Genomic DNA, 15,526 nt, shown 5'->3' on the forward strand with positions numbered 1-15,526 from the left:
AGAAAGTAAAATGTCTACGACTAAACTACCTACTATTGGCCTACTCTATTTAGACCACGTATTGCGCTTTTTCGACAAGTCTAACTTTAAAGGCTGGCCTGATAAAATTGAAACGGTATGCTACCACTGGGGTAACGACAAAGCCCGTTTCGTTCGTGAAGTGAAGAGCAAAAATATCGATATTCTTATTGGTAATATTCCTGCAACGGCTTACGAAACGTTTCGTGAAATTGCGCGCGAATTACCTGATGTTCGCTTCTTGCCTTCAATGGACACACAGTTCGCCAACAAGTCGAAAGAAAATGTTACCCACTTTTGTGAAAAGCACGACTTGCCTATTCCCAAAACTGATATTTTTTACGAAAAAGACGAAGCCATGGCCTTTTTACGTAAAACCAGTTATCCAAAGATTATTAAAAAATCATACGGACCGTCCAACTATGGCGGCTACTTCGTACATAAAGTAGATAGCTTTAAAGAAGCAGCCGAACTGCTTAAGAAAAAGAAATACCACCCGGTTTACGTGCAAGAATTTGTTCCGATGATGGCAGATATTCGCGTGATGTTGATTGGCCACAAGCCAGTTTGTGCGTTTTGGCGTCGTCCGCCAGAAGGTGAATGGCTAACCAACACCAGTCAGGGTGGTTCGATGGATTACTCTGATGTGCCCCAAGAAGCATTACAAATAGCAGTGAATGCGTCGAAGGCTGCTAAAGCTGAATATTGGGCTTCTGATATTGCATTAGGTGTTGATGGTAAGTTCCGTATATTAGAATGTGCTACCGCGTTCGCTGCCTTCCCGTATATTCGCGATTGGATTGGCCAGTACATTATGTGGACCTTGTGCTCAGAGCGCTTTAAGAAGCCGCATATTCCTTTGTATAACTGGGAGGAACTGGGTAAGATTCGCACGCCGTTATTACGCACAATGCGAAACATTACCTTTGGTGAATATACCCCAAGTTGTGATAGCGCAGACTCAGTGGCAGTGACTAACCCTGAGCTTTACCCATTACTACCTGTTGAATTGCAGCTAGATGAAGAATGGCCAAGTGAGTCGTGGAATTTTCAAGATAATTACACGCCCAAAAGTAAAGCTGAAGTCATTGCCGACCTACACATGGAAAATCAAGATGTAGGTGAAGATGATGGTCTTCCTGAAGTCGACGGCGATGGCCTCGAAAAAGTACTAAACATAAGTAACGATGAGTTCGAAGATACTGCCGAAGCTAGCGCGCCTGAAATCAAAAATACAGACGCTAAAGCAGACGAACTGGTTTTGACAACGCCGCAAATAGAAGCGTTTTTTGGTGGCGTTAAAGGTATAGGCCCTAAGCTTACAGAGGTGATAATCAGTACTCTGGGTGAAAAGGGTACGTCAGAAGCTATAACCGCTGATCCAAGCGTGTTTCTGACGGTTAAAAACATTCAGCAAAAGAAAGTCGATGCAATTATCGCGCATTGGGATAATTTCAAGACTACGCTGGTAACCACTGATTTCTCTTAGTAAAGAAGAAATAATGAAAAAACAATATACCTCGTATCAAGAAACAATGGCGTTTTTAGAACAAGCTCAGGAAAAGTACCCTGAGCTTATTCGCGTGCATAGCATTGGAACGACGTGGGAAGGTAGGCCAATTATGATGGCTACTCTTTCTGCTAACATTGAAACTGCGGACAGTAAACCCGCTCTGCTTTTTACAGGAACCATCCACGCTCGTGAGTGGATTGGAAATGAGTTAGCCATTAAGTTTATTGATAATGTGCTAACCAATATTGACCACAACCCATCTATACAACAGGCATTAAGCCGCAATACGCTATATATGGTGCCTTGTTTAAACCCAGATGGGTTTGAATATTCTCGTACTCACTTCTCTTTTTGGCGCAAGAATAGACGTGACAATGGCGATGGCACCTTTGGTGTAGATTTAAACCGTAACTTTGGTGTTCGCTTTAAGCGCTCTGCCGATACCACGGTAAACACCTACTCTGGCCCAGCAGCGTTCTCTGAGCCAGAAACTGCCGCTATTCGTGATTTCGTACTGGATCATAAAAACATTACCATTGCGCTAGATTATCATTCGCAAGGTAACGTGTTTTTCCCTGCCCATAAGTTTAATCACGAGTCTGAAATTGAAGGCACCGATTTAAACGTGTTGTGCGCCAATATGAACCGTGAAATCCATAAGGTTACGGGTCGCCAGTACGGTATTCACCGTGGCAAGCCACCTACAAACCTGATTAACGGTAGTGGCCGTGAGTATTATTACTCGTTAGGTATTATCTCTGCCGTGGTAGAAGTGGGCACACGCAATATTCCTGATTACATGGCGAACATGTCGCAAAGTGTAGATGAAAATGTGCCTGCGGTACTTTATGCACTTTCAGAAGCGAAAAACTACTCTGATGAAGCACCTGCTCGGGTAGATAACTTCACAATTGAATCAGTGGGCGTTTACGAAGCGACCCTGTGCTGGGATTACCCAGAGTCTGATGATATCTATTTTGAACTGTATCGTTCAGAAACAGTGAAAAGCCCTTGTCGCGAAGATAATCTTATTGCGATTATTGGCAAACACACGTTCACTGATGTGCAGCTTAAAAGTGGTCAGAAATATTTCTACAATATACGTGCGGTTAATAAAGTTACTGATACCAAGTCGCCTTTCAGCCCTGAAATTAAGCTGAAAACGCAGTTATCTGAAGATGAATATTTCAGAGGTTTGTTCCCATCGAAGCGTGGTATTGGTTATGTAGGCCAATATACCCTTGAGAAAAACCGCGACCATTTCGGCTACAACTCGTTGTTTGTAGGTGTGAATAAACGCCGTGGTATTTGTTACGGTGTGATTGCGTTTAATATGGAAAACTTACCGGAAGAAGCCCGTATTAAGAATGCAAGCTTCTCCTTGTATCCGATGAACCGTGTTAACGCGAAAGTAGAGAATTTTGGTGAATGGACAGTATCTATCCTCGACCCATCAGAAATTTCTGACATCACAGACTTTAACCAAATTCATCAAGCGAAGCCTATTCAAACCCTAGGTGATGAAATTCGCTCAGATAAGCTAACTCAAGGTATTTGGTCTCATTGGGATTTGAATGTGGCTGAGCGTCGTATTATTCGTAAATCTATTAAGAACGGTACCTTGTTGCTTCGCGTTGAAGGCCCAAGAAAACTGCCTCTAGGTGCAGACTCGCAAATGATGCAATTTGATATTGGTTACGGAAAGTTTGGTTCAGGTATTCATTACCGCCCCAACTTGGAAGTTATTTATACCCTTCCAAGCAAACAAGTAGAGCTAACGCCATCATCTCTTAGCACGGTATCAAAAGCCGAGGTTAAGAAAAACGAACTGCAGTCTGGTTTCGATGCAAACGGCGATGTGGTGTACGGGCAAATGACCTTCTTAACCGAAAATCTGCCTGATCCTAAGAAAACCGTGATCACGGAAGCGTATTTAACAATGAGTAACGACAATGCCTTGCCTACATCGCAAGATATTCGTTTCACCATTGAATTGGCTGGTCTTGAAGATCTTGATTATGAAAGCGTTAAAAATAGAGAGAAAAAAGAGTTTATTGGCTACGAGGTGAGTAATGCTCAGCTTAAAGACAAAAACTCTCATAACTTTATTTTTGATAGTTATTGCCGTGAAGCGCTGGAAGATATGCATGCGAAGCATGCGCCTTTCCATTTCGTGGTTCGCTCAACGTCATCAAGTGCTGAAAAGAACATGCTAGTAAATTGGCACGACTTACACAGTAACAACGTGTGTAAGTTGGTGATTAAGTATATTGAGCGTCGTAAAGAGCCTTTACCGGCACCAGCGAATTTAAGCGTAACCTTAGAAAATCGTCAGGTTAAGCTAAGTTGGAGCAATCCGAAGCATGCCGATTTAGTGGGTGCGTTTGTGGTAAGAAATCGCTTCCATTCGCCTCGTTCACCGCTTGATGGTGTGAAGCTTTACGCAGGTTCTGATGAATATACCTATGACAACTTTGGTAATCCCAATGTTGAAAAGTATTATTCAGTGTTTGCTTACGACGATGTACCTAACTATTCAGCGCCTGTCAGCGTGTATTATTCTTCTGAGGAAGTGATTCCTGTAGAAGAAGAAAAATACGAAAAGCAGGAAGAAGAAGACGATGATGAGCCGTTAATTGATTAGTTATTAATTGCCATGTTGTTTACTAGGTAAAGAATGAGAATAGGCGCTTAAAGCGCCTATTTTTTTGCATCCAATAAGGCTTTTCTTAACGCTCATTCAGCGCGCTGGGTGCATGAGTACGGTCGATGTTTCGAGTTGATAGCTCTGAATGCATGGGTCTGATTGGGCTTACACTCGTCGATTTTTGCGGTACGTCAAAATATATTTCCACATCGGCAAAACTATCTATTACTTGTTGGGTAATTAAAACAACCCCCTTCTCGCTAACTGAAAAACCGAAGTGCTTAGCAATATTAATATCGTCAATGGCTAAATTAGCGGGAACCGTCACACCTTTATCTACGATAACGTTTTTTAGTTTAGCGCCGGTCTCTATAGTCACATCAGGCAGCAATACACACCCTTGAAGTGAAGCGCCATCACCGATTGCGCAATTGGATGACAAAACAGTGTGATGGATACGGCAATTAGTTAATTGGCAACCGGTTCCAATCAAAATCTGATTGAGGTCGCACTGGCCTTTTTGAGTCCCGCCCCGTATTTGGGTTGGCGCGCTAGATAAAGCACTTCCCCAGATAGGCCAAGACGGGTCGGCTAAATTCAACATGTCACTGTTATTCAGCAAATCCATATGCGCACGCCAATAACTATCAATGGTGCCTACATCACGCCAATAGGGAATTTGGCAACCATCGGCGCCTCTGAATCGATGCGCAAACACTTTGTGCTGCTCAATAATATTTGGAATTACGTTTTTACCGAAGTCGTGATCAGATTCCAACGCTTTGGCATCTGCTTTAAGTAGCCGATAAAGCACTTCAGCATTCACTACATAATTGCCCATTGAAGCTAAACAATACTCTGGTGCATCTAATAATGGGTGTGGTTTACATGGCTTTTCATCGAAAGCGGTTACCCGACCTTTGCTATCAGCACTTAATACGCCCAGCTGATTTGCCGCATTCTTAGTAGGCACTTCTATGCAAGATACTGTCATTTCGGCGCCGTTTTTCACATGTTCAGCCAGCAGTTTTCGATAATCCATTTGATATACGTGATCCCCCGATAAGATCATCACATATTTAGGTGCTCTGGATTTGATATAGTCAATATTCTGAAAACACGCATCTGCAGTACCTTGGTACCAGCTTTCAGACTGTTGCTGGGATGCAGGAAGAATATCTAATCGCCCCCCAAAACTGTTATTCAATGTGCCCCAATGTTGCATCAAATGCCGAATTAAACACTGAGACTTATATTGGGTGAGTACCGCAATTTGATTTAGGCCTGAATTAACACAGTTTGAGAGAGGAAAATCGATGATTCGACAATGACTGCCAAACTCTAGTACAGGTTTAGCCCGGGTTTCAGTAAGTGCTTTTAACCGTGAGCCCTGCCCACCTGCTAGCACTAACACCATGGTATTTTCTATTATTTGCTGTAAATCAATCTCTGCATTCATAACTGTCTCCGGCTAGGGTAATACCTAAATCGATGATGATTAAACTGCAATCACAATTTAATTTATCTACTGAAGGAAAATTGCCGACATTGAATTGAAAAAATTCTACAACATGCCTTTCGCGTTACAGCTAAGTAAACAAGGAATTTTCATTTATCGTATTGATCCGCATCAATACGATTGACGATGCACGCCCATGAAGGCTTATACTCATTATAACGCTAGGCTATATAGCTTTTTCATCTGGCTTTCATAAAACGTGTATTGGCTTGAATAAAACAAACCAATTTCCCGCTTTCTTAATTGTAGTCACCATTGCTTAAGCTAAACAGCTTGTGCTAGCTTTAATGATTACATGCTTATAATTTAAACAAATAAGGGAAGGGAATGAGAGCAGTTTGTACGCTTGTTTTACTGTTAGTCAGTTTGCAATGTATGGCCAAGGATGTCATGAATATGCAAGCAAGGAGCGAGTTGGTTGATGAAATACTAACGCAACGATTCGAGCAGGTTTTACCCAGCCTTATGCAGCGTACTAATATTGATATGTGGGTAATCATGTCGCGGGAATACAATGAAGACCCCGTGATTAAAACCATGCTGCCATCCACATGGTTATCTGCCCGCAGGCATACCATGTTAGTGATTTATAACCCAGGCGCAGACAAGCCATTAGAACGCCTGGCCGTAGCGCGATATGCGGTGACCGATTTATTCAAAAAAGCATGGGACAAAGAAGCTCAGCCTAATCAGTGGGAAGCACTTGCTGAAGTTATTGAAGCGCGCAACCCTAAACGAATTGCAGTGAATGTGTCAGAAGCATTTGCACTTGCTGATGGTATGAGTAGCACTGAAAACCGCAAGTTTATGGCCGCGCTTTCTCCTACCTTTAAAGACCGTGTTGTGTCAGGTGAAAAACTTGCTATAGCCTGGCTAGAAACCCGTAGCAAGCTTGAAATGCAACACTACCCTACCCTGACTCAAATTGGCCACAAACTTATTGGAACGGCTTTTTCAAATGAAGTCATTACCCCAGGAATCACCACCACCGACGACGTTATTTGGTGGCTGCGTGATCAAAGCAAGGCATTAGGGCTAGAAAATTGGTTTCATCCATCAGTATCTATCCAACGTGCCGACAGCGAAAAATTTGATCAAATAAAAGCGTTTAGCAAGCGCGCTGGTGAAAATATTATTCAGCCAGGAGACCTTATTCATGTTGATTTTGGCATTACTTACTTGCGTTTAAATACCGACCAACAACAACATGCCTATATATTGAAAGCTGGCGAAACGACCCCTCCTGAAAGCATAGTAAAGGCCTTAGCGGCAGGTAATCGTTTGCAAGATATTCTTACGAACAACTTTAAAGTGGGACGTACCGGCAACGAGATTTTAAAAATGTCGCGAGAACAAGCTATTGAAGAAGGACTAACTCCCGCTATTTACACTCATCCCCTTGGATTTCATGGTCATGCAGCTGGTCCCACTATTGGAATGTGGGACGCACAAGAAGGGGTTCCTGTTAAGGGCGACTACCCTATGTATCCGAATACGGTTTACTCCATAGAGTTAAATGCCGCAACCTACATTCCAGAGTGGGATAAGGACATACGCATTATGCTAGAAGAAGATGCGTTTTTTGATGGTGAAAGAGTAGAGTATCTCGACGGAAGGCAAAAAGTGCTGCACCTCATTTCATCAGGGAAGTAGCCGCGATTTCTAACGGCGCGTTTATTTCCCGGTACCTTTCCACCGATAAACGCGCTAAACCTGATACTTAGACCTATTACTCAGTCGGAATGCTGAACGTTCACTGACCGTTCAGCACTTTAATATCTGCTATCAAATAATCTACTGAGGCGCTGTTAAGGCCATTGTATATGCCTCGAATATGGCGATTTTTATCTATTAGTAACAAACTTTCCGTATGCAAAAAATCTTCTGTATTTTGCAAATTCCCCAGATCGTCGCTAGCGAAGTACGCGCTTTTTGCTAATGAATAAATAGCATCTCGCTCTCCTGTCGCCAAATACCACTTACCGCTCACAATGCCATTTTTATCCGCATAAGCTTTTAGCAACTCTACCGTATCGGTATGCGGCCTAATCGAGTGCTGAAGAATTTTTACGTTATCGTCATCAATAAATGCTTCTTGTACCTTGGCTAACTTAGAGCGGATCATGGGGCAAATACCAGGGCAAGTGCTAAAGAAAAAACCCGCCACGTAAATTTTATTATCGAAATCTTTTTCGCTGACCTCTTCACCATCTTGATTAGTGAAACTAAACGGCGGTATTTGGTGAAAACCATTAAGCGCTTCGCTATCGCTTTCAATCCAGTGCGGTGTAAATTCTTTGCTGTTGTAGTAAGGTAATTGGTTAGATAAATCGTCAGCGCCGTAGGCTGAAGTTACCGTTATTACACTGCCGCTGCCTAGCAACAGCAGTGCGCTAAAAACTAAGACCTGCCTGATTTTGGTAGTAATCAACAGAAATAACTTCATCTTCAAGCCCCACACAGTTGTTCGCTTTTCTAAGCCCATAAATCCGCCCATTTTTGTATTCGAAATTTGAGTATAAGGTGCCGTTTTGGCGCCACGCTTGCTGCAACCCTGTTGGCTGGCCTGCGTGATAGTTAAACTTTTTGAACTTGGCACCACTTCTGTACCATCGCCAGCCCTCGCCCTCGACTTTGCCGTCTTCATACACAAATGCCGAGCGAAGATTACCGTTAACCCACCAGGTTTTTGCACTGCCCTCTCGTGCCCCTGATACATAATAAGCCTCGTAACCTAAGGTGCCGTTCGAAAACCACTTTTTTGCCACGCCTGCGCGGCGCCCAGCAACAAATTCATCTTCTGTAGCCAGTTTTCCGGTGGGGTGATAGCTCACTACTTTTCCAGTAAATGGGACACGCTTGTAAATTCGAACGCCTTGCTTGTCTAGTGATATGTCACTTTCATACACCACTAATTGCGGTCTATCGCTAAAGGCTACCGCCCCGCAAGTTGCTGCTAGCCAAAGCACACAGAACATCAGTGCCTTGTAGGTTAGCGGTTTAGTTAATATCACTCGGCGTACCTTGAAAGTTACCTGGGAAAATAAGGTAATAATCGCCATTTAGGTATTGTTCTGTCGATACGTGATAGTGATATTCAGCGTCTTCTTCTGAAGCACCGGTATAAAGGGTAATTGACGTGTGGCCATTCGATTCATCAAGATCCGTCGGGTAGCCTACGGTTGAATAGCAACGTCTTCCAAAGATAAAAAAGCCATCTGCCATGATGCCTACTAGCGAGTCATCATCGTAGGAGATGGCTTGCGGCTCCAAATGATAGTGGTAAGTTTGCGGTCCTGTGTGGGCGCCATTGCGATCAAATCCTTGTATTACACCTAGCGATACATCCCCCGTACCTTCTGAATCGTTGAAAATAGGCGCGCCGCTTAAGGCAATACCTATCGCACCTAACGGCGTGGCCGATGAAGTTGCAGCAAGTTCCGGTGATACGGGCACAGTTAAGTCGTAATCGTTAATATAATCTTCAATGTCGCCAGGAGAGCGTTGTTGATTAAATAAGGTTTCGTCTTCAGGCTCAACATATAAGCCGCTGGCATTGCCTGAATCCCAGTATGACGAAGTGTGATCGGGTTTGCCTGCCGACTCTAGCGAGACCGTACATCCATCTTCAGACAACACAATGGTGACATTAGGCGCCGCAACAAATTCAAGGTAAGCACTTGAAAGCTCGGTCATAGGTGAGTCGCATGTTGTTGTACTCGAATCACTATCGTTCCCCGTATCTACTGCGGTTCCGGTATCAACACTTGTGCTGCTATCTACCGTTTCATCGGTAGACGAACTTCCGCCACACGCTGTTAGTACCGATAAAATACTTACACAAAACAAAGCACGTAATGCGTGGGGACTTTTCGACATGGTGATTCTCTCTATTAGTATTTACTGCAGCAATATTCATACGTTTATACACTGTGCAAACAAACGTAAGGATCGTGAATAGTCAGTAAATTAGCACAGGGCTTGTATGCACAATGTGCATATTCCATGGAGTTTGTTGATAAGAAAGAACATAGGGAACTGAAAACAAAAAGTACACCCGTTGATACGCGTAGCTCAGGTAAACCGTAAGGGATAGTAATGGTTTTTAGATAAAGAAATTAAATTTGCGTGATTATAGTAAGAGAGGAAATATTTATTGAGGGGTATTTTTAACACCAGAAGGCGTAGTGATTAAAATAAGTTACTGGCCCACCCAGTTGCCGAGTGGGCCATGAAACTGTAAACAAACGTTATATCAGTAAAGCTGTACTATTCAGAGAATGGACGTACAACAACTGTTTCAGCGTTATAAGAACGAACAAAGGCTGACATTTCTTTGTGGTTACAGATAATGGTTTCGCCTTCTAAGCCATGCTTAGCAAGTGCTTTTTCTGTACCGATTGAAACGGCATCTAGACATGCTTTTGAAGCGATATCTTCGTTTTTAGCAACAAGCGCGATACCTTTAGCTTCACTGGTAGTTTTATCACTGTATAAATCAGCAAACTTTCTTAAGCTTACGTCATTACAAAGCAATGATGCACTGAAAGACGCAACATTTAATCCGTTGTCACGAATTAAGCGCTTTGCTGCTCTGTAGCCTTCTGTAGCGGCTGTGTAGCAAGCTTGTGTTTCAATGTTTTGATTAACTGGGTTTAAACGAACGTCTTGAGCAAAAGCATTTAAAGACGCTACTGAAGAGATTAGAGCAATGGCGAAAGTTGACAGTTTCATAATGTAATTCCTATTGTGTAACAAAATTAGAGTTTTCTTAAGCAACGAGTACATTATGACCAAAAATTACGTAAAAGAAAGCTTATTTCGTAATTAAATTACAGAAAAGGGCAAAAAACTGTACTTTTCACATCAATTCTGTAAGTTTTTTACAAAAATTAACCTTTTTAACAATCGTTGTTACAAAATGCGAATATATGTAACGTACATTATTGTTATCTAATATTGGATACGGCTGTATTCAGCAGCTTAAAGATAGATTTTGAAGTTATTAAAATGCTCAAGCGATCTATTGCGCTGACCTATGAAGTGCGAGGGAGTGGATATGTATTTACAAATTTGCGTCAGATAAGTCATGAGGTCACTGAAACAAAAATGCCCACCGGTTTGGTGCGGCAGGCATCAATGATTAAGCTAATAGCCGTGGTGGCTTTTATACTTTTGCGATTAGGTGATTAAATCGTGCATCCAGTTTAGAGAAGGAAGTTTTCGATCTTCTTGGTAGAACAGCCGGTTTAGCCTACCCAGAAGATTGACAGGTCTGGAGGGATCGTGAGATTTAACCCTATGAGAGCTTTCATTAAGCATGAACTCCCAAGGTTGTAGGTTCATTTCATCAATCTCCTCTTGGCGAACACCTAAGCCTTTAAGCGTAGACAAAATCCGTTCTGTCTTGCTTTCTACAACTGGCAAAATGGTACTGCCGTATAAATCAGTTAAAGGCGCATTAATAGCTGCCAATGTGTGGTTAATTGCCGACCACACCATGTCGTGATCAAACTCCCAATCACGGGGCGCGTAATAACCTTCTATTTCCCACTCTAGCTCAGCATTGCTGGCAGCAATACTGCTTTCAGCTTCTGGCGAAAACGACAAATCAGGGCGCGCGCCAATATTGTACGCGTCTACGCTCATGGCAACACAAATTACCAGATCGCCACATATTTCTTTATTTTGATACAAGGCTTCAAATGCCGCCCGCTTAACTCCCATCCACCCGTGCACTTTCGAAGGTTGCTCTACAAAATGACGTACATCGTTGGGTAAGTCTTCACCATAAAGATCGATTAGCAGTGGCAAAGGGTTTTGCTCTGGTGCCTCATCAGGCATCCACACTTCATACTCTTGGCGATTATCTGCTTTTCCGCGGCTTTTAATACCGTAAGATAAATTTACAGGCCGGCAGATACTCCTGTCTTCATCAACTTTATGAAAGTACTCAGAGCGCATTCGCTTGATAAAAGGGGCATCTAAGCCCGCCAGTGCTGCAGTAGGATAGCGATAACCAATCTCGCTGTGCTCAACCATCGTGAGTGTAGGTATGGCTTTTTCAAGCTTACTCTTTACGCCCTTAAGTTGCTCTACATTTGGTAATACAATACTTCGCTCTGGCTCAATAGTGAGCCGACGCCCATCTTCTGCAACGAACTTGGGGGTTTTGTGAAATTCGTACTCAGAAAGGCCGAGGCCTTGCACCGCGATGTTACGATAACGCGACAATTCACTGAAAAGCGCGGTGTGGTTACGAATATGTTTAAACAGGGGGCGGTTTGACGTCATACTACTTATTCCATGTCACGTATTTAAGTTGGAAAATCTGTGCGTATCTATGCAGCCGTTTTTCGGGAATTCCAATGACAGTGTGCCACAAAGATAGCATCAGGCAAGCACCTCCGTGCTCGTACCTCTTTCCTCACTTATTTATATTTAAAAATTTATACCAGACTTCAGCGCCAGCCTTATCGTACTCTTCTACTTTTGCACGAAATGCTTTGCGAAGGTCAACATTAACCAGTGGGGCTGGAAGCAGCGGGTCGAACACCAACCGTTTTAGGGCATTGTCGCCGACGGTATAATATTCCTTTGCTGCATCATCTAGTGATAGGCCTTCTATACGCTTACGCGACCGCGCGAGTTCAATTAATCCTTCTTCATAGCTAGCTTCGAGGTTTTTGGTTTGCCATAACCCTGCTGCTTTTTTTTCCGTCGCGTCTGCGAAGTCAGATGCGTTAAACACCACAGCACCTTTATCTAACCCCAGTCGGTACAAGCGCTTTCGTGTTGCTCCTACCGTATCGTTAAGGTTGTTCGGCCTAACATAAAAGTCTGCTGAGAGCTTTTTCAAGCCCATTAATTTAAGCGCCCTGTCTTGTGCACGTGTGGCCTTACGATCACTCTTTGCTAATGCGGTAGTCAGCACGGTAAGCCAATCACCACGCCATTCGCATAATCTAGACTCTGCCGTATGCCAACTGCTGATCTCGCCAGCAAATTGCTCCCCTTCTTTGCCTAACTGATAATAACCACGCTCCACCACCTTCAGCAGTTTAGCCGACTGTAAGCGAGTAAGGGTAACGCGTATGTTATTTTCCGAAATGCCAAACAAGGCGCCTACTCTTACCGCGCTTGCGGCATCCATTTTTATACCGGGCCGTGAACCAAGTAGCTTCATTAACAAGTGGCGGGCTACGGGTTTACCGGTAGGTTTTTCGGGTAACATATTGCTTTACCAATCTTTTAGTAATTAAAACGACATCAAGTGAGCACTTTACCTAAATGCCAAGCATTTACAAAATATATCCTTTTTACGCTGTCTTAGTTGCCCATAAGCATTTGAACCTACCCACTTGAATATAAGCACGTGAATATAAACTCGTGTTCAAGAGCACTTAAACGTAGCACGTAAACGTAGCGCTTAAACAAAACACCTAAATACAGCCCTTGTGCAGAACGTTTTGCGTAAAGCCTCTTGAACCAGCTTTCTTACTACAAGCAGCCAATTCAATTACATTATTTGACATAAAAAGACACAAAGAGTAATGTTTGGTAAATTTTTAAGACGAGTTCGTTATGTCTTCACCTACGTTGTTCAATACCCATATTGTTGAGAATCAGCCACTTCCCTTAGCTGCCTATAACTTGTGGCAAGATGACCCATTACTCAAGCACGCAGTGATGGCTAATGTCACTTCGCCAAACGCTGACGTAGAATTACAACTAAGTGTATTTGGGCAAGTCGCGGGCTTTGAATTAATGGAACACGGTGAAGTTGCTAACAAAAATAAACCCGAATTCCATCCCTTCGATCGGTATGGTCGCAGAATTGATGATGTAGCGTTTCACCCTAGCTACCACACGCTAATGAGTGCGGGCATGAAGGGTAACGTACACAATTATTCGTGGCAGCATGAAAGTCAACAAGGCGCGCATGTTGTAAGAGCGGCGTTAATTTTCATGCATTCTCAGGCAGATTCCGGCACAACCTGCCCTCTTACCATGACCCATGCTGCTATTCCTGCACTACGACAAGCTAAAGGCTTACCAGATTATTGGGTAGATAAAGTAGTGCATGGCCAATACGATGACCGCACCTTACCAGCAGAGCACAAGCATGGCCTGTCTATCGGTATGGGAATGACTGAAAAACAAGGGGGCTCAGATGTTCGCCGCAATACGACCACGGCGACAAAACAACAAGATGGCAGCTACCGCATTGTGGGGCACAAGTTCTTCTTTTCTGCACCCATGTGTGACGGCCATTTAATTCTTGCGCAAACCAACGCTGGCTTAGGGTGCTTTTTATTACCAAGGGTCATGCCTGATGGCACCTTAAACGAAGTCCGCATTCAACGTTTGAAAGACAAACTGGGAGACTGGAGCAATGCTTCATCAGAAGTAGAGTTTCAAGGCGCTACTGCTTATTTAATAGGTGAAGAAGGTAGAGGCGTACGTGTGATTCTCGACATGGTATCGCTTACTCGCCTTGATTGTATGATTGGCTCTTCGGCTACTATGAGACAAGGGTTAGTACAAGCCTATCATCATGTTAGTAATCGAGAAGCCTTTGGTGCAACACTTATTGACCAGCCTTTAATGCAAAATGTCATCGCCGACCTGACTCTTGAATGTACCGCATCATTGGCACTTACCATGCGGGTCGCCCGCGCCGTTGATGCAAGTAAAACCGATAAGAAAGAAGCTGCCCTAGCACGTATCGCAACGGCGATTGGTAAATACTGGATTTGTAAGCGAACCCCGGCATTTATTAACGAAGCGCAAGAGTGCTTGGGGGGCATTGGCTATGTTGAAGAGAATATTTTGCCTAGGCTATATCGCCAAGCTCCGCTTAATTCAATTTGGGAAGGCAGTGGTAATGTACAATGCTTAGATGTACTTCGCGCATTACACAAAGAGCCAGAAACGAAAGCCGCACTTTTTGATTTATTGCACAGTGCAAAAGGGAAAAACGTCTTCTACGATCGTCACCTGCAAAGCCTTATAGACTCCTTCGAAGATACCGACACCCTAGAGGTTCGTAGTCGTTTAATTACAGAACAAACTGCCCTTGCCATGCAAGGTGCCTTGTTGCTCAATGAGAAAGATAATGTATTGGCGAACACCTTTTGCGAAGCTAGGTTAGGTAAACAACAAGGTTTAGCTTATGGAACACTGCCTGCTAGCACGCCTTTTCTAGATATTATTAAAAAAGGTATGCTTTGCAGTAGCATAGATTAAAACGGGTTAGTACTGTAACCCTGTTCACTCAAGCGGGCATGGGCTGTCATTGCAGATAAGTCCATTTCAACGCCCTCTATTAGCATTTCAGTACTTACATCGTTAGCTGCTGATGATTGGCCGCACACGATTACACGTACGCCCTTATCTATAAGTGCACGCAATAAACTTAAGTTACCGTTATCTTCACCTTTTCGCTTTTGATAGGTCGCGTTATTAATAACATCTAGGGTAGTAGAACCGTGAACCACTAACGCTAGTTGAATATTTTCTTGCTTAGCGCCATTAGCGACATGCATATTAATGAAACGGGCAAGTGAATCAAATTTGCGGTTTACCTTGCCCGCATCTGCCCCTTTAGCCACATCAAAGGCAACTTTAAATTGTTGCTGAGGCGACACACTCACACCTGGCACAGGCGCATGCTTGCCATGGTTATCAAATACAGGGCCTGCGGCAAAATCATCAGTGCCCGCATGGGCAAAAAAAGGCGTGGATAAAGCGCTTATAACGGCAAAGGATGACGCTAAAAGGGGTAACGATTTCATGCATGCTCCACGATGTTATTTAAAGATAAAAA

The 15,526-nt window shown here is 43.3% G+C and carries 12 protein-coding genes; 4 read left to right on the top strand and 8 right to left on the bottom strand.

The window, feature by feature from the left end; genetic code table 11:
• Positions 1–10 precede the first annotated feature (10 nt).
• Together ALT761_RS14525 and ALT761_RS14530 are read left to right on the top strand one after the other, a co-directional pair.
• Positions 11–1,507, top strand: a complete 1,497-nt coding sequence (locus tag ALT761_RS14525) for an ATP-grasp domain-containing protein (protein ID WP_129739697.1) — start codon at positions 11–13, stop codon at positions 1,505–1,507.
• Between the two features lie 13 nt (positions 1,508–1,520).
• A complete protein-coding gene (locus ALT761_RS14530; protein ID WP_129739698.1) occupies positions 1,521–4,175 on the top strand; it encodes a M14 family zinc carboxypeptidase in 2,655 nt (884 codons plus the stop codon).
• A gap of 85 nt (positions 4,176–4,260) precedes the next feature.
• On the opposite strand, the gene glgC is transcribed toward ALT761_RS14530, so the two are convergent.
• A complete protein-coding gene (glgC, locus tag ALT761_RS14535) occupies positions 4,261–5,637 on the bottom strand; it encodes a glucose-1-phosphate adenylyltransferase (protein WP_129739699.1) in 1,377 nt (458 codons plus the stop codon).
• 387 nt (positions 5,638–6,024) lie between these two features.
• On the opposite strand from glgC, the gene ALT761_RS14540 reads away from it, so the two are divergent.
• A complete protein-coding gene (locus ALT761_RS14540; RefSeq protein WP_129739700.1) occupies positions 6,025–7,350 on the top strand; it encodes a M24 family metallopeptidase in 1,326 nt (441 codons plus the stop codon).
• A 100-nt stretch (positions 7,351–7,450) separates the two neighbouring features.
• Here the strand turns inward: ALT761_RS14540 and ALT761_RS14545 are convergent, their stop codons facing one another.
• The 6 genes from ALT761_RS14545 to ALT761_RS14570 all read right to left on the bottom strand — a co-directional run bounded on the left by ALT761_RS14545 (position 7,451) and on the right by ALT761_RS14570 (position 12,931).
• A complete protein-coding gene (locus ALT761_RS14545; RefSeq protein ID WP_129739701.1) occupies positions 7,451–8,143 on the bottom strand; it encodes an SCO family protein in 693 nt (230 codons plus the stop codon).
• Positions 8,091–8,711 (bottom strand): toxin-antitoxin system YwqK family antitoxin, encoded by a 621-nt coding sequence (locus ALT761_RS14550; protein ID WP_129739702.1) that lies wholly within the window; start codon positions 8,709–8,711, stop codon positions 8,091–8,093. Before ALT761_RS14550 ends, ALT761_RS14545 begins: the two co-directional genes overlap by 53 nt.
• A complete protein-coding gene (locus ALT761_RS14555) occupies positions 8,698–9,576 on the bottom strand; it encodes a YHYH protein (RefSeq protein WP_129739703.1) in 879 nt (292 codons plus the stop codon). Before ALT761_RS14555 ends, ALT761_RS14550 begins: the two co-directional genes overlap by 14 nt.
• A 390-nt stretch (positions 9,577–9,966) precedes the next feature.
• Positions 9,967–10,431 (bottom strand): hypothetical protein, encoded by a 465-nt coding sequence (locus ALT761_RS14560; protein WP_013783136.1) that lies wholly within the window; start codon positions 10,429–10,431, stop codon positions 9,967–9,969.
• A 447-nt stretch (positions 10,432–10,878) separates the two neighbouring features.
• Positions 10,879–11,991, bottom strand: a complete 1,113-nt coding sequence (locus ALT761_RS14565; RefSeq protein WP_129739704.1) for a hypothetical protein — start codon at positions 11,989–11,991, stop codon at positions 10,879–10,881.
• 133 nt (positions 11,992–12,124) lie between these two features.
• Positions 12,125–12,931, bottom strand: a complete 807-nt coding sequence (locus ALT761_RS14570; RefSeq protein WP_129739705.1) for a PaaX family transcriptional regulator — start codon at positions 12,929–12,931, stop codon at positions 12,125–12,127.
• Positions 12,932–13,281: 350 nt separating this feature from the next.
• Here ALT761_RS14570 and ALT761_RS14575 point away from each other — a divergent pair, with 350 nt between their 5' ends.
• Positions 13,282–14,946, top strand: a complete 1,665-nt coding sequence (locus ALT761_RS14575) for an isovaleryl-CoA dehydrogenase (RefSeq protein ID WP_129739706.1) — start codon at positions 13,282–13,284, stop codon at positions 14,944–14,946.
• On the opposite strand, the gene ALT761_RS14580 is transcribed toward ALT761_RS14575, so the two are convergent.
• The gene (locus tag ALT761_RS14580; protein ID WP_197724982.1) at positions 14,943–15,494 is read right to left on the bottom strand and encodes a DsrE family protein; all 552 of its coding nucleotides are present in this window, start codon (positions 15,492–15,494) and stop codon (positions 14,943–14,945) included. The two genes, ALT761_RS14575 and ALT761_RS14580, sit on opposite strands and share 4 nt — an antisense overlap.
• Between the last annotated feature and the right edge of the window lie 32 nt (positions 15,495–15,526).

Source organism: Alteromonas sp. 76-1, from assembly GCF_900654235.1.
Classification (GTDB): Bacteria; Pseudomonadota; Gammaproteobacteria; order Enterobacterales; family Alteromonadaceae; genus Alteromonas; species Alteromonas naphthalenivorans.